The 16,965-nt window shown below is 67.0% G+C and carries 16 protein-coding genes; 6 read left to right on the top strand and 10 right to left on the bottom strand.

The features are described from left to right. Window positions 1-10: 10 nt before the first annotated feature. A complete protein-coding gene (locus tag RCF13_RS13130) occupies window positions 11-3,130 on the bottom strand; it encodes a discoidin domain-containing protein (RefSeq protein WP_231352689.1) in 3,120 nt (1,039 codons plus the stop codon). A 225-nt stretch (window positions 3,131-3,355) separates the two neighbouring features. Between RCF13_RS13130 and RCF13_RS13125 the strand changes: the two genes are divergently transcribed. Then, complete coding sequence (locus tag RCF13_RS13125; protein WP_134967985.1) at window positions 3,356-3,652, top strand: hypothetical protein; 297 nt, start codon at window positions 3,356-3,358, stop codon at window positions 3,650-3,652. A gap of 83 nt (window positions 3,653-3,735) precedes the next feature. On the opposite strand, the gene RCF13_RS13120 is transcribed toward RCF13_RS13125, so the two are convergent. Then, window positions 3,736-4,812, bottom strand: coding sequence for an MBL fold metallo-hydrolase (locus RCF13_RS13120; RefSeq protein WP_134967984.1), 1,077 nt, complete (start codon window positions 4,810-4,812; stop codon window positions 3,736-3,738). A 103-nt stretch (window positions 4,813-4,915) separates the two neighbouring features. Between RCF13_RS13120 and RCF13_RS13115 the strand changes: the two genes are divergently transcribed. Further along, entirely contained in the window at window positions 4,916-5,527 is a 612-nt protein-coding gene (locus tag RCF13_RS13115) for a TetR/AcrR family transcriptional regulator (RefSeq protein WP_088497299.1), read from the top strand. Here the strand turns inward: RCF13_RS13115 and RCF13_RS13110 are convergent. Beyond that, entirely contained in the window at window positions 5,524-7,470 is a 1,947-nt protein-coding gene (locus RCF13_RS13110; protein WP_134967983.1) for a GGDEF domain-containing phosphodiesterase, read from the bottom strand. The genes RCF13_RS13115 and RCF13_RS13110 overlap by 4 nt on opposite strands. 96 nt (window positions 7,471-7,566) lie before the next feature. Next, entirely contained in the window at window positions 7,567-8,283 is a 717-nt protein-coding gene (locus RCF13_RS13105; protein WP_134967982.1) for an SDR family NAD(P)-dependent oxidoreductase, read from the bottom strand. Window positions 8,284-8,561: 278 nt separating this feature from the next. On the opposite strand from RCF13_RS13105, the gene RCF13_RS13100 reads away from it, so the two are divergent. Continuing rightward, window positions 8,562-9,365 carry an APH(3')-II family aminoglycoside O-phosphotransferase gene (locus tag RCF13_RS13100; RefSeq protein ID WP_134967981.1) on the top strand — a complete coding sequence of 268 codons (804 nt, stop codon included), beginning with the start codon at window positions 8,562-8,564 and terminating at the stop codon, window positions 9,363-9,365. On the opposite strand, the gene RCF13_RS13095 is transcribed toward RCF13_RS13100, so the two are convergent. Continuing rightward, complete coding sequence (locus RCF13_RS13095; RefSeq protein ID WP_134967980.1) at window positions 9,338-9,763, bottom strand: DoxX family protein; 426 nt, start codon at window positions 9,761-9,763, stop codon at window positions 9,338-9,340. The genes RCF13_RS13100 and RCF13_RS13095 overlap by 28 nt on opposite strands. Window positions 9,764-9,907: 144 nt before the next feature. Here RCF13_RS13095 and RCF13_RS13090 point away from each other — a divergent pair, with 144 nt between their 5' ends. The 3 genes from RCF13_RS13090 to RCF13_RS13080 all read left to right on the top strand — a co-directional run bounded on the left by RCF13_RS13090 (window position 9,908) and on the right by RCF13_RS13080 (window position 12,633). After that, window positions 9,908-10,498: a TetR/AcrR family transcriptional regulator gene (locus tag RCF13_RS13090; protein WP_134967979.1), complete on the top strand. Its 591-nt coding sequence runs from the start codon at window positions 9,908-9,910 to the stop codon at window positions 10,496-10,498. Beyond that, complete coding sequence (locus tag RCF13_RS13085) at window positions 10,495-11,529, top strand: heparan-alpha-glucosaminide N-acetyltransferase domain-containing protein (protein WP_134967978.1); 1,035 nt, start codon at window positions 10,495-10,497, stop codon at window positions 11,527-11,529. Before RCF13_RS13090 ends, RCF13_RS13085 begins: the two co-directional genes overlap by 4 nt. A gap of 99 nt (window positions 11,530-11,628) precedes the next feature. Then, window positions 11,629-12,633 carry an aminoglycoside phosphotransferase family protein gene (locus tag RCF13_RS13080; RefSeq protein ID WP_061477860.1) on the top strand — a complete coding sequence of 335 codons (1,005 nt, stop codon included), beginning with the start codon at window positions 11,629-11,631 and terminating at the stop codon, window positions 12,631-12,633. Between the two features lie 118 nt (window positions 12,634-12,751). Here the strand turns inward: RCF13_RS13080 and RCF13_RS13075 are convergent, their stop codons facing one another. From RCF13_RS13075 to RCF13_RS13055, 5 genes are read right to left on the bottom strand one after another with little or no spacing between them, the layout of a single operon-like run. Further along, the gene (locus RCF13_RS13075) at window positions 12,752-13,639 is read right to left on the bottom strand and encodes a DMT family transporter (protein ID WP_005416295.1); all 888 of its coding nucleotides are present in this window, start codon (window positions 13,637-13,639) and stop codon (window positions 12,752-12,754) included. Window positions 13,640-13,668: 29 nt separating this feature from the next. Continuing rightward, window positions 13,669-14,730 carry a UDP-N-acetylmuramate dehydrogenase gene (murB, locus tag RCF13_RS13070; protein WP_005416296.1) on the bottom strand — a complete coding sequence of 354 codons (1,062 nt, stop codon included), beginning with the start codon at window positions 14,728-14,730 and terminating at the stop codon, window positions 13,669-13,671. Between the two features lie 8 nt (window positions 14,731-14,738). Next, window positions 14,739-15,794, bottom strand: a complete 1,056-nt coding sequence (locus RCF13_RS13065) for a quinone-dependent dihydroorotate dehydrogenase (RefSeq protein ID WP_134967977.1) — start codon at window positions 15,792-15,794, stop codon at window positions 14,739-14,741. Between the two features lie 8 nt (window positions 15,795-15,802). Next, the gene (locus RCF13_RS13060; protein WP_134967976.1) at window positions 15,803-16,573 is read right to left on the bottom strand and encodes a class I SAM-dependent methyltransferase; all 771 of its coding nucleotides are present in this window, start codon (window positions 16,571-16,573) and stop codon (window positions 15,803-15,805) included. Window positions 16,574-16,577: 4 nt separating this feature from the next. Beyond that, window positions 16,578-16,862, bottom strand: coding sequence for a DUF4190 domain-containing protein (locus RCF13_RS13055; protein ID WP_005413144.1), 285 nt, complete (start codon window positions 16,860-16,862; stop codon window positions 16,578-16,580). Window positions 16,863-16,965: the final 103 nt, after the last annotated feature.

The raw sequence follows: 16,965 nt of genomic DNA, 5'->3' as shown, positions 1-16,965 counted from the left end.
CTCGGCTGCTCTACCAACGCGCCTCCAGCGTTCTGAATGGTCTTGCCAGGCGCATGCCCTCCGCATCGAACGCGGTAACGTCGCGCCCATCCACACGCACGGTCTTCGGCGTCGTCCGCGCCGGCCACCAGACCTTCACCGCCGTCCCACTGCGCAGGCCCTCGCCCAGCGTGATCGATAGCGTGCCGTCGCGTTGCCGTGCCTGCATCTGCAACGTGCCATACGCGGTGGGCAGGCCTTCCACCGCCAATCCATCGCCCGCCACCCACGAAGGCGGTGTGCCCGGTAGCAATGACAACGCATCATCGTCCTCGCGCATCAGCATGCCGAACAGCGTGCGGCCGTATTCGGCACCGATCCAGGTGTGCGGCATGTCGCCCAGGTAGCGAGGAAAGCGCAGGCGTGAGTGCACGACCTCGGCCAGCACCTGCCACTGAAGCGGGCGCCGGTCTTGCAGCAGCCCCTGCAGCAGCTCATCGGCGACCTGCGGCTGGCCCAGGTGCACATAGCTCAGCACGTTGCGGATCTCGTACGGGGTGTACGCATACAGCGCACCGGGCTGGCTGCGCTTGCGCACATCGTCCAGATAGCGCGCGAAGGTGGTCCGCAGCGCCTCGGCGGGCAACACGCTCTGTGCGCCGGTCGGGTCCAGTGCGATCGAAACGCCGGTGGGATCGCCATCGCCCAGGTCGGCCGAGGAGGGAATGAAGTCGATGCCCTTCCACGCCATCGTCGCCCGGATCGAGGCATGCAGTGCGTCGTAGAGCAGCTTGTATTGTTCGCGCGCCCAGGCTGCGGTCTGGTGGTCGCCGAGCGATTCGGCCAGCCAGGCGCCGTCGTGCCAGCCCTTCAGGCCCCAGTAGTCATCCCAATAGCTGTGGGTGGGCGAGGGGTAGCCCTCATGGCTGATCGACGGCGCAAGAATGCCCGCGAACCGTTCCGGCGAAGGCTGGTCAGCCTTGTAACCGGGCACCAGCGTACGTTCGCGCAGTTCCTGCAGGAAGCGCAGCGCTGCTTTCACTTTCGGCAGATAGCCACGCACCGACTCGGGGCCGCCGTCCAGGCGCGCGACATCGGCCACCAGCGCGACGTACTGGCCCTGACTGTCGTACTCGATGTCCGATCCAAAGCCGGTGTTGACGCTGCCATCGTCGTTGAGGATCGGCGAGACCAGGCCGTTGGCATGCACGCCGTGTTCGCTGTACCAGGCCAGGTAATCGCGCGCGACACGCGCTTCGCCCATGCGCAGCAGCACCGCCGAGGTGGCCATGCCGTCGCGGATGAAGGAGCGGTTGTAGTTGCGCGGGCCGGGCTGCATGGCTGGACCGGTCTGGTTGATCAGCATGTAGGCGGCCTGCGCGCGCAGCATGTCCACCAGCGACGGATCGGGCAGGCGCAGGCCGACCTGGCCCAGCCGTGCCTGCCAGTCCGCAGACGCCTGCGTGGCCAGTGAATCAAACGCCGCATTGGCATCGCGGGGCAGCGTGGCCAGATCCAGCGCAGGCGCTTCGGGCAGCACGCCATTGGCATCGGCGGCGGCGGTGCCCAACGGGAACGCGACCACGATGGCATCACTGGTTCCCGGCGCCAACGAGACGCGGTAGTTCAATGCAGCCGAGGCAAGCCCCTGGTCATCACGCGCCTGTTGCGTGGAAGGCAGCTGGCCGGCAGCGAGGGTCGCGGTGATCTCCGTTGCGCCATCCTTGCCGAATGGCGCCGCGCCCGACGCAGCCACCGGCGTGAGCGACTGCAGCAGCGTGCGCCCATTGATACGCAGGGCCTGCCCGTCGATGGTCACCTCGCGGATCGGGGACAGCCCGCCGTTCTGCCATGGCGGATTCATCTGCATCGGGCGCACGACCAGGCTGAGCGTGCCTTCGATCTTCGTGCTTCCCGTGTTCTGCAGGCGATGCCGCAGGAAGGTCACCGGCTGGCCATCGCGCTCGATGGCGAATACTTCACTGCGCAGCTGCAGGCCGGGTTGCGGTGACCAGGTGGCGGAGGGCATCGGCTTCCAGCCGTCGCGCAGGGCATGCTGCATGGCCTGCCCGGCGGCGCCGGCGGTTTGGCCATCGGCATTGCGCCAGATGGGCTGCACCAGCGGTGCGCCCTTGAAGGCTTCCAGGTTGCCGTACTCATCGAAGATCGACTTCTGTCGTCCTGCATGCACACCCACGGCCGTCCAGTAGGTCTGCTGCATCTGCAGCGAGGCCGGGAACAATGCGCGCTGGGCGCCGCTGGCGACGATCTGATACTGCTTCATCGGCGTCATCACGGCTTTCGGACCGAGCAGGCGCAGGCGTGCGATCTGCGGCGCAGCGCCGTCCACGCTCAGGCGGAAAGCACGCAATGGTTGTGCTGCAGTGGCGGCCAGCCAGCTTTGCCGGTGACTGGCCGCCTGTGCATCGTGTGCGAGGTCCTGCCAACGGCCCTGTGCATCCTGCGCCTGTAGTCGGGCGGCGCCTCGTGCGCCATCGGCCCAGTCGACCACCAGGCCAGCCGTTGATTGGGCCTGCGGCAGCGTGATCTCGAGCGCATGGGCGCCTGGCTTCCCGACGGGAATCGCGACGGCAGCGCCGCCCAGCCACAGCGCCGCTGCCTGCGTTGCATCGATACCGCTGATGCGTGCGCCGAGCGTGCTGTCCAGCGGCTCCATCTCGAAGATCGACACGCCCCAATCGGAAGTGCGCTGCGGGCTGGCCAGCCGCAGGTAGCGCGCCTGGCGCGGCGCGAAGTACAGCGTTTCCACGTCGCCCAGCGAATCGGCCATCGTGTACGCGGTCTGCCACTGCCTGCCGTCCAGTGAGGTCTGCAGCGAATAGCCTTCCGGATTGGAGACATCCCAGGTGAGGCGCGCGCCGGCCAGCGTTGCAGGCGTGCCGAGATCGATCTGGAACCAGTGGCCCGGACTGAATGCACCGCCGGTAACGGTCTTCGGGTTGCCGTCGATCAGGTGGCTGATCGCCATCGCCGGCACCTGCTGGGAGGAACTGCTGGCCTGCCATTGGCTGCGCGGGGGAAGGGGCTGTGCCTGTGCGCTGGAGGCCAGGGCGGCCAACAGCAGGGTGGCGGCAGCTCGCCATGGAATGGCTGAGCGGGAGAGCTTGGGGCGTTCGGCGCGCAATGTCATTACGTACAGCCTCGCAGGTTCTGCCGGTATCGGGCGAGCGCTACGCTAGCAAGGGATGTAATCGGTTACATGACGCGCTGCAATAGGTTGCGGATGATCCCCGGTCGCCTCCTTCGTGGGCTTGAGTCACGATTCATCGATGGGACTGACGCATGTGGCTCTGGACGCCTGCCGGCTAGGTCATACGCTGATTGATAGCGACCTCAGGTCTGAAATGGATTGATGATGGAATTCAGCTTCACGCTGATGTATCGGGTGCCCGATACCGGAGAAGATCTCAGTGCATTTGAGCGATGTCTTGCAGAGTCGGGATGTGACGATGCATTGCTGGGCAGCGGTTTGCCGGGCATCTTGGCGTTGCGATTCTGGCGAGAGGGAACGGCCGCAAACGATGTCGTGCGTGACACATGCGCGCAGGTCCAGAAGGCGCTCCCGGAAGCCGAGTTGATAGCGGTGCATTTTGATGTCAGCAATGCTGCCAGCGTCTCTACCTGCAGTTTCGCCAGAGCTGAGCCTGCTTGACTTCCACTGAACACGTTTCAGAAGCAGCCGAGCATGGCTCGGCTCTACAGGGCCTTGGGATACATGACGCCCCGTCACGCCGGTTACAACTCCACCGTCTCCCACCAGCGCGTACCCGCCTGCGGTGCCTGCATGTCCAGCGCTTCGCCCATCATCGGCGTGGCCACCGGTACATTTTTTGCGGCCGCCAATGCGGTGATGCGCTCGAACGGCTGCTGCCATGCATGCAGGGCAAGATCGAAGGTGCCGTTGTGGATCGGCAGCAGCCACTTGCCGCGCAGGTCCAGGTGCGCCTGCAGCGTCTGTTCCGGTTGCATGTGCACGAATGCCCAGCGCGGATCATAGGCGCCGGTCTCGATCATGGTCAGGTCGAACGGACCGTATTTCTCGCCGATGGCCTTGAAGCCGTCGAAGTAGCCGGTGTCGCCGCTGAAGAAAATGCGGAAGTCACCGTCCTGGATCACCCACGACGCCCAAAGGCTGCGGTCGCTGTCACCCAGCCCGCGGCCGGAGAAGTGCTGGCCCGGGGTCGCGGTCAGGCGCAGGCCGTTGGCTTCGGTGGATTGCCACCAGTCCAGCTGCTCGACCTTGCGCGCATCCACCCCCCACGCGACCAGCTGGTCGCCGACGCCGAGCGGTGCAATGAAGCGCGCGGTCTTGCCGGCCAGCTGCATGACCGCGGCATGGTCCAGGTGGTCATAGTGGTTGTGCGAGAGGATCACACCGGCGATCGGCGGCAGCGCGTCGATGCTGATCGGCGGTGCATGGAAGCGTGCCGGCCCCATCCACTGCACCGGCGAGGCCCGCTCGGAGAACACCGGATCGGTCAGCCAGTACTGGCCACGCAGCTTCAGCAGGATCGTGGAGTGCCCCAGCCGGAACAGGCTGCGATCCGGTGCGGCGTCCAGCGTGGCGCGGTCCAGCGGCTTCACCGGAATCGGGTGCGCGGGCACGGTGCCCTTGGGCTTGTTGAACAGGAACGTCCACCAGATCTCCGCGCCGTCGCGCAGGCCCATCGCCGGACGGGGCAGGGCATTGCGGAACTTGCCATCACGGTACTGCGGCGAATCGGGGAAGTCGGGAAGGGACCAGGACTTGCAGAAGGTGTAGGCGGTCACGGCGAGGATTCCGAGCAGGAGGACAAGGAGCAGGCGCTTCATGGGTGACGTCCGCTGAGTACACTGCACAGTGTAGTTTCGTGTTTTTCAAAAGTACACTGTCGAGTGTAAAATGGAGGCATCCGTTCAGTTATCCGGTTCCGCCATGTCCCGTGCCCCGCAACGCCTGACCGACCGCAAACGTGACGCCATCGTGCGCGCGGCGGTGGAGGAGTTCCGTGCATCGGGCTACGAGGCGACCAGCATGGACCGCATCGCCGAGGCGGCGGGGGTCTCCAAGCGCACCGTCTACAACCATTTCCCGAGCAAGGAAGCACTGTTCTCGATGATCCTGGAGGAGCTGTGGGAGCGCAGCGTGGCCAGCGACGCACTGCCATACCGCGCCGACCAGCCGCTGCAGACGCAGTTGCTGCAGTTGCTGGGCCAGAAGCTGGACCTGCTCAGCGATGGGAATTTCATCGATCTGGCGCGGGTCGCGATGGCCGAGATCATCCATTCACCGGAGCGCGCGCAGGCCATCGTCTGCCGCATGGGCGAGAAGGAAAGCGGCGAGAGTGCCTGGATCCGCGCAGCAATTGCCGATGGCCGCCTGCGCGAGGTGGATCCGGACTTTGCCGGCGCCCAGTTGCATGGGCTGGTGAAGAGCTTCGCGTTCTGGCCGCAGGTCACGATGGGGCAGCCACCGTTGACCGCGCAGGAACGTGCGCGCGTGGCCGAATCGGCGGTGGCGATGTTCCTGGGGTTCTACGCGGTCTAGCCGGCTGCGAAGCGACGGAACTCGTCGGCCGGCAGCGCCGCCGAGTACAGGTAGCCCTGGCCGACATCCACCCCGAGTGCGCGCAGCTTCTGTTCCTGGGCCAGGGTCTCGGTACCCTCGGCCACCACGATCGCGCCGCAGCGGTGCGCGACCTCGACGATGAAGCGCACGATCGACTGCGACTTGGCGTCGGACAGCGTGGCGATCAGCGCCTGCTCGATCTTGACCTCGGCGATGGCCAGCTGCGAAAGCAGGATCAGGGTTGAATAGCCGGCGCCGAAATCATCCAGCGACAGGGTGACCCCGGCTGCCAGCAGCTGTGCGAAGTTGGCATCGACCACGTCGCGCTCGACGATTTCGGTCCATTCGACGATCTCCAGGCGCAGCATCGCACCGGGGATGTCATGCAGCTGCAGCAACTCCTGCAGGCGCAGGCCGAAGTCGGGCAGGCGCAGCGATTCGGCTGAAACATTGACTGCAATGGTCAGCGCCGCGCCGTCCCGCCGGCAGTGCTGCAGGAAGTGCACCGCCGACCGCAGCGTGGCCCATTCCAGGTCTGCCAGCCGCCCCTGCCGGCGCAGCAGCGAGATCACCCGCATCGGGGCAATCGGCCGGCCTTCGCCGTCGCGCATGCGCAGCAGTGCTTCGGCGCCGACCAGTTGGCGGTCCTGCAGGCGATGCTTGGGCTGGTAGCACAGCGGCGCATTGCCCTGCTGCAGCCAGTGCTCAAGGGCAACCTCGATCAGGGCGTCGATCTCGCTGTCGCGCTGGATCGGGTCATCGAAAAACACCACGCCCGACTCGATCGCGCTCAGTGCCACGGTGATGGCGCGGAACGGAAGATGTCCTTCGTCGGCATCAGCAGGGGGCTTCAATTCAACCACTGCGCAGCGGAACAGCGGCCGGAAGCCCGGCCAATCGCGGCCGACCCGATCAGCCAGGTTGCTGGCCAGCTCGGTGATCGGCGGTTGCGTGCGCAGTGTGGACAAGGTCAGGCCGCGCACCAGGATCGCCAGCGCGGCATCACCGAACTGGTAGATCTCCAGCTGCGCAGCCGGCAGCGAGGGCAGCAACCGATGCACCTCTTCGGTGCTGTCGCGCTGCCACAGGCCGTTGTCCTGCAACGGCCCGTAGCGCAGGCGCAGATCGCGCAGGTTGCCCATCTCGGCCACGATCAGGCAGGCCTTGCCGGTGCCGTCGTTATCCCGCCAGTACTGCTGCAGGCGTTCACCGAGCGCACGCATGTTGGGCAGCCCGCTGATCGGATCGATGCGCAGCCAGGCCTGTTCGCGCTGGCGTTGCGCATCGATCTGGGCATCGTTGTAGACCAGCGCGAATACGGCGCCGAGCACGAGCAGCGAGACCGGCAGTGCCAGCACGCGCTGGATCGCCAGCTCGGCCACCGGCAGTTGATCGGCGCCAATGATCGCCACACCCAGCGCCAAACCCAGAGCGGTTACCCCGATGCGCACGGACCATGCCTGCAGGATCATGCGCGGCGAGAGCTCGTTGAGCATGCGCGGGTACAGGTGCCTGCGCAGCCAGACGCCCGCCACCATCTGCAACACGGCCTCGAGGCTGGCAGGCAGGAAGAACGGGATACCGACGAACTGGTAGCGGGCCAGCAGGGCGGCAGCCAGGCAGGCCAGGCCGCCGCGCCAGCCGCCCAGCAGGCCACTGACCAGCAGGATGTCGAAGCCCAGGTGCAGTTTGACGACACCCTGGGAATAACGGGCCACGAACCAGGAATTGAACAGGTAGATCAGGCCCAGCGCTACGCCGATATACAGGCGACGGCCTTCTATGGCGTGCCCGGCGCGACGGGTGGCGATCAGCAGCACGCCGATCATGCCGATCACTGCCGTGGCCTGCAGCAGATACAGCGGCAGGCTGGGCAGGGCGCTGTCCAGGACCTGGGCCGAGACCCGTGAAAGCGCATCCATAGCAGGTTCCCGCCTGTGACCGACGGCCAGTGACCAGCAGGGTAAACCACGACCGCGCGCGCGGCCACTGAGGGTGCTCTGCGGCGGCCGGCAAGGTCAGTAGCGCGGGTCGGCGATGGCGGGCAGCACCAGTTCGCGCACGAAGCCGGAGGATGACAGCTGCAACAGGGCGCTTACCATGGCCACGACATCGTGGACCGGCACCTGCTCACCGTCGCCGCGCGCTGCGGCCTCGGCCACCGGCACCGACAAGGCGTCATCGGTGTTGAGGTAGCCCAACTGCAGGCTGGTCACCGCCAGCCGGCGATCGCGGAAGCCCTCGCGCAGCGCATCGGCGATGCCGTTGAGGGCGAACTTCGAGGCGCCGAACGCCACTTCCGGGCGGCCGCTGCGAGGCAGGGCCGAGGTCGAACCGGTCAGCACCAGCTGCGGGCGCGCTGCGCTCAGTACGCGGGGCAGCAGGCGTTGCAGCAGTACAAGGGTCGCGGTGATGTTGACGTCGACCAGCTTCGTGAGTGCAGCGTCGCTTTCATCGAGGAAGGCGTACTCGCCGCTGAAGGCCTTGTCTTCCCAGATGCCCAGGTTGTGGATCAGCACATCGATATCGGCCGGTGCCTGCGCTGCGATGTGGTCGGCAGCCACGGTCGGCCGGGACAGGTCTGCTTCGATCCACTGAAGGGTGACGCCGTCAGGGCAGGCGATGCCGCACGGGCGGTTGCGCGAGACGCCAATCACAGTGTCACCCTTGGCACAGAGGCCTTCCACGAACGCGCGTCCCAGGCCTTTGCTGGCGCCGATGACCATTAATTTCATATTGCTTCCTCGTTGTACTGCGGCAGCCACGATCGGCTGCCAGAACGGTGCTCCACTTGGCGAACGCGCGCAGGCCGCCGCGTTCGGCGGTAAGGGTCGAGGCCGTGTCGTCGAACTGGCACCGGTGCCGTGGCAGCAGCCGTCGCTGCTGCATGCGCTGGGACGCAGTGGCCGCCGACGGCCCGGTCAGCTCGCTCAGGCTGCCTCCCGCACGCGGGGCGATGTGCGCCAGCATGAGCGAGAATGCGTAGGGTCACCGGCAACAGGAATCTCCTGGCATGGACGAGCACAACGCCACCCCTGATGGCATGCCGCTGCCGTTGGCGTGGCAGAAGGCGTTGGCGGATGCGCGCATCGAGCGGCAGTCGATGGGTGTTTCGCGGGCCGACGTTGCCCGCGTGCTGCGGCAGGGCCGCCCCGATGCCTTTCTCAAGTCGGAACTGATCGACGCCTTCAGTGAGCTGGGCGATGAGATCGCGCGGCTGCGCTGGTTGCAGGCACAGGGACAACCGGCGCCAACGGTGATTGCCACGGCCGAAGAAACGGGCCGGCGCTGGTTGCTGATGAGCGCGCTGCCTGGCCGCGATCTGGCCTCGTCGCCGGAACTCGCGCCGCAGCAACGGGTGGAGATACTGGCCGACGCGCTGCGCGGGCTGCATGCGTTGCCGGTAGCAGCCTGTCCGTTCGATCAGCGGCTGGCCTCGCGCCTGCCGGCCGCGCAGGCACGGGTCGAGGCGGGGCGCGTGGACGCCGATGACTTCGATGACGAACGCCTGGGACAGAGTCCACAGCAGGTCTTCGCCCAACTGTGCAGCACACGGCCCGATCATGAAGATCTGGTGGTCAGTCATGGCGATGCCTGCCTTCCGAATCTGATGGTGGCCGAGGGGCGTTTCAGCGGGTTCATCGACTGTGGGCGACTGGGCGTGGCCGACCGTTACCAGGACCTGGCGCTGGCCGCGCGCAGCCTGGTCCACAACTTCGGTGATACGCGCTGGGTCACACCGTTGTTCCAACGCTACGGCGCTGTGGCCGACGAGCGCCGGTTGGCTTTCTATCGGCTGCTCGACGAGTTCTTCTGAGCCCGCGCGCGGCTGGCGATGGCCGCGCAGATCAGGCCACCGACCACGCTCAGGTGTTCCAGTGCGAAGAACAGGGCCAGCTGCTGTTCCGTGCCGTGCTTGGTCCAGAAGGCATGCACGATGGCGATGGTCAGCAGCATGAATACCGCCAGCGCGCCGCTGCCCAGCCAGAGCAGGCGATCAAGCAGCAGGCACAGTGAGCCACCCAGCAGCAGCACGGCGCTGGCGAGGTTGAACAGCACAGGCGGTTGCAGCCCGGCCGCCTGCATTTCGGCCACGCTGTTGTCCCACGCCAGCAGCTTGGCCAGACCCGATGACAGGAACACCACCGCCAGCAGCAGTCGGGCCAGGAACCACAGCAGGCGGCTGTCGAGCAGGGCGGTGATCATCCGTGGCATGAAGTCTCTCCGGTTTGGGCTTGGAACGGGCCGCGCAGCATCGGGCCTCAACCGCAGTTGAGGTCAAGGGCCGGCTGAACGGAGCTCGCTGATGAACGGGTTGCCATCTTCAAGTTGGACGAACGTTCGTTCACTATTGGCGCCATGAACCGAGCCGACCGCAACGCGCAACGCATCGAGCAGATCCTGCAGGCCGCCCTGCAGTGCTTCCTCGCCAAGGGATTCCACCAGACCAGCATGCGTGACATCGCGCAGGCGGCCGGCGTCAGCCTGGGCAATCTCTACAACCACTTCCCCGGCAAGGAAGCGATCATCCTTGCAGTGGCCGTGGCCGAAAGCGAGGAACTGGCGCCGTTGCTGCAGCGGCTGGCCGCGGCCGACGGTGATCGCACGCAGGTGCTGGCGTTCCTGCAGGACTTCCACGCACTGTGCAGCCAGCCGGAATGGGCGACGCTCGCCGTCGAAGTGCTGGCCGAGAGCGCACGCAATCGGGCCGTGGCCGAGGCATTTGCGGCCAATCGCAGGCAATTGCAGGCTGTGCTGGCCGAAGCCCTGCAGCAGGTGGCACAGCGTGAACGCCGGCGTCCCGTACTGGCCCCGGCACTGCAGGCGCAGGTGCTGCTGGATGCCATCGAAAGCGATGCGCTGCGCCGGGGGCTGGGCGAAGCCGGTGGCACCGATGAGGCTCCGCTGGACCCTGGCCTGCTCGCGCTGCTGCTCGGTGCACGCGCATGAGCGCGGTTGAGCGGCGATTGCTCGGCGTTGATCTGGCGCGTTACCTGGCCTTGGCCGGCATGGTGCTGGTCAACTTCCGCCTGGCGATGGCCGTGCCGGCAGAGGGTGAGGGTTGGCTGGCCGGCTTCTTCCATCTGCTGGAAGGCAAGGCCTCTGCGACCTTCGTCACCCTGGCCGGACTTGGCCTGGTACTGGCCACGCAGCGCCTTGGCTGGATGCCGGCCAGCGCGCAGACCTGCCGGCGCGCGCTGTTCCTGCTGGTGCTGGGCCTGCTCAACCTGACCCTGTTCCCGGCCGACATCCTGCACTACTACGCGGTGTATTTCGCGCTGGCGGTGCTGTGGCTGCGTGCGTCGCCACGGGTGCTGCTGGCCAGCATCGCCGGCCTCGCGGCCGGGTCGTTCTGGGCACTGCTGCACTGGAATTACAGCCAGGGCTGGAACTGGCAGACGCTGGAATATGCCGGTCTCTGGCAATGGCCGGGTGCCGCGCGCAACCTGTTGTTCAACGGCTTCCATCCCTTGCTGCCCTGGATGTGCTTCTTCCTGCTGGGCATGCTGCTGGCGCACCTGCCGTTGTCACAACCGCGGGTGCAGCGTGCGTTGCTGCTGGTGGGCCTGCTGCTGATCGGCGCAGGCCAGGCCGTGCAGCACCTTGCACAGGGAACGCCCTGGCAGCCGTGGCTGGGAACGCAGCCGATGCCGCCGGGACCGGCCTACGTGTTGACCGGTGCGGGCGCAGCCTGCAGCGCGATTGCCGCATGCCTCTGGGTCAGCCGCCGGTATCCGGGGGATTGGCTGGAACCGCTGGCTGCAGCAGGGCGAATGACCCTGACCCTGTACGTCGGCCACATCCTGCTGGGCATGGGGACGCTGGAATGGTTGGGCCTGCTCGATGGCAGCGCGTCGCTACCGACCGTGCTGCTGTGGGCGCTGTTGTTCCTGATGCTGGCCACGGGCGCAGCGTGGCTGTGGTCGTGGCGGTTCACGCGGGGGCCATTGGAAGCAGTGATGCGACGCGTCGCCGGCTAGCACGTTGGTCGCGCGGGCACGATGTTGTGACGGACATGTCTGTGTCGTGGCGGGCACATCTGCGATAGTTGTCGCAGATAACACTTTCCGCTTGCATCCATGTCATCCGCTTCGGCGCAGCATCTCGGCGAAGTCCTCCAGCAGTCCTATGGCATCACCGCGACCGCTGTGGTGCCACGCCCGGTTGGCGCCGATGCCAACGCCAGCGTGTATCGCATCGATGCACGGCGCGGGCAGTGGTGGTTGAAATGCCGCAGCTACCAGGTGGCCCCAGCCGTCTGGGACACCCTGCATTGGCTGCGCGGCACGCTGGGGATCGAGGAAATCGTTGCGCCCTGGCCGGCGCTGGCCGGCGGGGCATCGGTGCAGCGCTGGGGCCTGCAGTTCACCCTGTTCCCGTATGTGGAAGGCCAGTCCGGTTTCGAGGCGGCATTGAGCCGCACGCAATGGCAACGGTTGGGCGAGGTGCTGCGGCGCCTGCACGAGGCGTGCCCGCCACCGGCGCTGCAGGAAGCGCTGCCGAGCATCCGGATGGAAACCGCGGCACTGGAGACCGTCGGGCAGTGGCTGGCCGGCGAAGGCCTGGCGGCTGCCAAGGATGGGCTGGGCCGTGCCTTCGTCTCCGTCTGGGACCAGCAGCACGCGCGCATCGCGGCGCTGCACGCGCAGGCACTGCAGCTGCACGCGGCGTTGCAGGATGTGCCGGTGCGGCTGCACCTGTGCCACACCGACCTTCATGCCGGCAATCTGCTGATGGGCAATGACGGCGGCCTGCACCTGATCGACTGGGATGGCCTGTCGCTGGCACCGCGCGAGCGCGACCTGATGTTCATCGGTGGCGCTGTCGGCGGGCGCTGGGGCCGCGAGAACCCGGTGGGATTCGAGGAGGGCTATGGCGGTGACCGCGGCGACCCTCGCTGGATCGCCTGGTACCGTCACTGGCGCATCCTGCAGGACCTGATCGAGTTCCAGCAGGTCCTGCTGGGCAGCGATGGAGAGGACCGGTCGCCGCAGCTGCGCCGGCAGTCGCTGCATTTCCTCAGCGAACAGTTCGCCCCGGGCAATGTGTTCGACGCGGCCGAGCGGGTGTATCGCGCGCTGTAGATCCACGCCATGCGTGGATGAACCCTGCGCGCTCAGTCAACGGTGGAGGCGAGAAGAGCAGCCGAGCGTAGGCTCGGCTCTACAGAGGAGTGCAGCGTCATCCACGCGTGGCGCGGATCTACTCGGCGGGCTTCGCCGCTGACGAGGCGGCTGCGCTGGCGGCGCGGCGCGAAAGTACGGCCTCGCGGTGGGCAATGTAGGCGTTGGCGGCGAGGATGATGCCGGCGCCGATGATCGTCCAGCGGTCCACGCTTTCGTTGAACAGCAGCCAGCCGAACAGCGTTACCAGCGGCAGCTGCAGGAAGCTGATCGGGGTCAGCGCCGAGACTTCACCCAGGCGCAGCGCCCGCGTCCACAACAGCTGGCCGATGGTGCCGAGCACGCCGGTGGCCAGCAGCCACAGCCAGGCCATGCCGCTCGGCCAGACCCAGACGAACAGCGCCGGAACCAGCGACAGCGGCACCCAGAACACGTAGGTGTAGAGCACCACGGTATCGGCGCTGTCGACGCGGGTCAGCTGCTTGATCTGGATCGCCACCAGCGAACTGAGCACCGCTGCGGCCACGGCGACCAGGCTGCCCGCGGTGAAGCCGGCGGTACCGGGTCGCACGATCACCAGCACACCGATGAAGCCGACCACGACCGCGGCCCAGCGGCGCACGCGCACGGTTTCACCCAGCCACAGCACGGCGGCAATCGTGACGAACAGCGGCGTGGAGTACGACAGCGACACCGCCTGCGCCAACGGCAGGTGGCCCAGTGCCCAGAACGCGCACAGCATCGAGCCCAGGCCAATCGCACTGCGCACGAAATAGCGCGGCAGCTGTTGCGTCTTCAGCGGAGCACGGCCCGGCCGCAGCAGCATCGGCAGCAACGCCAGCAAGCCGAAGGCATTGCGGAAGAACGCCACTTCCTGGGTTGGCACGTACCGGGTGGCGTAGCGGATCGCGACCGCCATCAGGCCGAATGCCATCGTGCTGCCAAGCATCAGCAGCGCCGCCCGCATCGGGGCGCTTGGGGAAAGGGCGGGGGTGTTCACCACTGAGCGCCGAGCAGGCGGGGCTCCGGTTCGATCGGCACGCCGAACTTCTCCAGCACCGAGGCCGAAATGCGGCGCGCCAGCGCCAGCAGCTCAGCACCGCTGGCATTGCCGTGGTTGACCAGCACCAGCGCGTGGCTTGGCGCCACGCCGGCATCACCTTCGCGGAAGCCCTTCCAGCCGCAGGATTCGATCATCCAGGCAGCGGAGACCTTGCGCTTGTCGTCCTGCTCGGCCGGGAACACCGGCAGGTCGGGGAAATGCTGCAGCAGCACGTCGACCTGTTCCAGCGGCAGTACCGGGTTCTTGAAGAAGCTGCCGGCGTTTCCCAGTACATCCGGGTCGGGCAGCTTGCGGCGGCGGATCGCGATCACGGCATTGGCCACGTCCACTGCGCTCGGCAGCTCCACGCCCTGTGCCTGCAATTCCTCGCGGATGCCGGCGTAGTCCATGCGCAGATCATGCAGCAGTGGCAGCTTCAGTTCGATGGCGGTGATCAGATAGCGATCGGGTTGCTGCTTGAACACGCTGTCGCGGTAGGCGAAGCCACACTGTTCGTTGTCCAGCCGCACCCAGGCCTGCTCCTGGCAGTCCCACGCTTCGACCGCCTGGATGAACTCGCCGACCTGCGCGCCATAGGCACCGATGTTCTGGATCGGCGCGGCACCGGCCGTGCCGGGAATCAGGGCCAGGTTTTCGAGGCCAGACAGGCCTTCCTGCAGCGACCACATCACCAGGCCATGCCACGGCACGCCGGCACCGGCACGGATCACCGCATGGTCGGCGCGGTGTTCAAGGAAACTGATGTCACGGTTGCCGAACACCAGCACGGTGCCGGGCAGGTCCTCGGCGATCAGAACGTTGCTGCCGCTGCCCAGCACCAGCAGCGGGCCGCTGGCCACCTCGGGCAATGCCAGCACGTCCGGCAGCAGCGCGGCATCGTGCAGTTCCAGCAGCTGCGCGGCGCTGGCCTGCACATGGAAGGTATTCAGCGCCTGCAGCGGCGCATTGCGGGTGAGCGTCCAGCGCAGCGGGGCGTTGCCGTCGATGGTATCCATGGGCGCGCTCACAGCGGAGCCACCGCGCCGCGGCTCGGCGCTTCACGGCGGCGACGGATCGCCTCCACGCATTCGGAAACCAGCGCCGGTCCACGGAAGATCAGGCCGCTGTAGCACTGCACCAGTGCGGCACCGGCCGCCATCTTGGCTACCGCATCGGCGCCGGACAGGATGCCGCCGACGCCGACCAGCGGCACCGATTCGGGCAGGCGCGCGCGCAGGCGGCGCAGCACCAGGGTGGACTGCTCCAGCACCGGTGCACCGGACAGGCCGCCAGCCTCATTGGCCAGCGGGTCGCCGGCCACCTTGCTGTGGTCGATGGTGGTGTTGGTGGCGATCACGCCGTCCACCTGCAGTTCGCCCAGCACGCGGGCGGCGGCGTCGATATCGCGTTCGCTGAGGTCCGGCGCCACCTTCACCAGCATCGGCACGCGTCGGCCGTGGCGGGCAGCAAGGTCTTCCTGGCGGTCGCGCAGCTGGCTGACCAGCTGGCGCAGCGCGGTCTCTTCCTGCAGCTCACGCAGGCCGGCGGTGTTGGGCGAGGAGATGTTGACGGTGATGTAATCGGCCAGCGGGTACACCTTGTCCAGGCAGGCGATGTAATCGTCCACGGCCTGTTCGTTGGGGGTGTCCTTGTTCTTGCCGATGTTGATGCCGAGCAGGCCGCGGCGGTTGCGCGCGCGCTCGACGTTGCGCACCAGCGCGTCCACGCCCGCATTGTTGAAGCCCATGCGGTTGATGATCGCGTTGTGTTCCGGCAGGCGGAACAGGCGCGGTTGCGGATTGCCGACCTGCGGGCGCGGGGTGATGGTGCCGATTTCGATGAAGCCAAAGCCGAGCGCGAACAGTGCATCGATGTGCTCGCCGTTCTTGTCCAGGCCGGCGGCCAGGCCGACCGGATTGGGGAAGGTCAGCCCGAACACCGTGCTGGGCATCGGCGCGATGCGTGCGGCCAGCAGCGGCGTGGTGCCGGTGCGATAGGCCAGGTCCAGTGCGGACAGGCCGAGGCCGTGGGCGCGCTCGGCGTCGAGCGAGAACAGGAAGGGGCGGGCAAGCGAATACATGCGTCGGTTCAGTCCAGCGTGCCGAGGAAGGCTCGGGTTCGATATTCAAAAGCGACCTGGCCGTCCACCGCATGGGCGGCGAACAGGTCCTGCAAAGCGTCGATCATCGCCGCGTGGCGAGGATGACCGGATTGGGGTGCGTAGGAGGAGGACAGCAGGCGCCCGCGCAGGGCGTCGAAGTCCAGATGCTGCACGTTCGGCAGCTCCACCCTGCCGCGCAGGCCGGGGCCGAACCAGGCCTGCATGGTGGCATCGTCCTGGTAGCGCTCGGCCACAGCGGTGTAGTCGGTGCCGTAGTCCAGCAGCAACTGTTCGTAGCCGATCAGGAACGGGCTGGCATCGAGCAGGCGCGAGTTCCAGTAGATCAGTGCCTGGCCACCGGGGCGCAGGATGCGCTGCCACTCGGCGCGCACCGCGACGGTGTCGAACCAGTGGAAGGCCTGCGCGACGCTGACCAGATCGATGCTGGCATCGTCCAGTGTGGTGGCCTCGGCGCGGCCGTCCACCGCACGGAACTGCGGGTACTGCGGTGCCAGCCATTCCGCGGCCGCGCCCCGCATGACGGCGTTGGGTTCAACCGCGACTACTGGATGGCCGCTGGCCAGGAACAGGCGACTGGAAATACCGGTGCCGGCGCCGATGTCGGCGACCACGGCCTTGCGGCTGACGCCCATCGGGCCATGCAGCCACTCCAACAGGGCGGGCGGATAATCGGGCCGGTAGCGGACGTAGTCGGCGACGCGGCTGCTGAAGCGTTCAGTGCTGTCGGAGGCGGTCATGGCGTCAGTTCGACACCGCCGCCAGCCATGCCAGGCCGCCGAAGAACAGGATGAAGACCAGGATGGCGGCAAGCACGGCGCCGACCATGACCCAGCCCAGCACCAGGCCGGTAACGGCCAGGCCGTCGCCTTCCAGTTCATGCGGGCGGCGGCGGATCTCGGCGCGGGCCATGTGGCCGGTGATGATGGCGACGATGCTGGCCACGAAGGGCAGGACGGTCCAGCTGGCGATGCCCATGACCAGGCTGACCACGGCCAGGGCGCTTGTCTGTCGGGGTGCCACGCTCATCGGGTCCTCCTTGGCAGTGTGCACATGATAGTGCCTCTGCCCGGGCAATCCCATGGGCAGTGCCCTGTAGAGCCAAGCCCATGCTCGGCTGCCCCCTTGGGCT

This window comes from Stenotrophomonas maltophilia group sp. RNC7 (assembly GCF_030910085.1).
Classification (GTDB): domain Bacteria; phylum Pseudomonadota; class Gammaproteobacteria; order Xanthomonadales; family Xanthomonadaceae; genus Stenotrophomonas; species Stenotrophomonas sepilia.
Note: the sequence above shows the minus strand (reverse complement) of the source record. Positions and strands in the feature narration are given on the sequence as shown.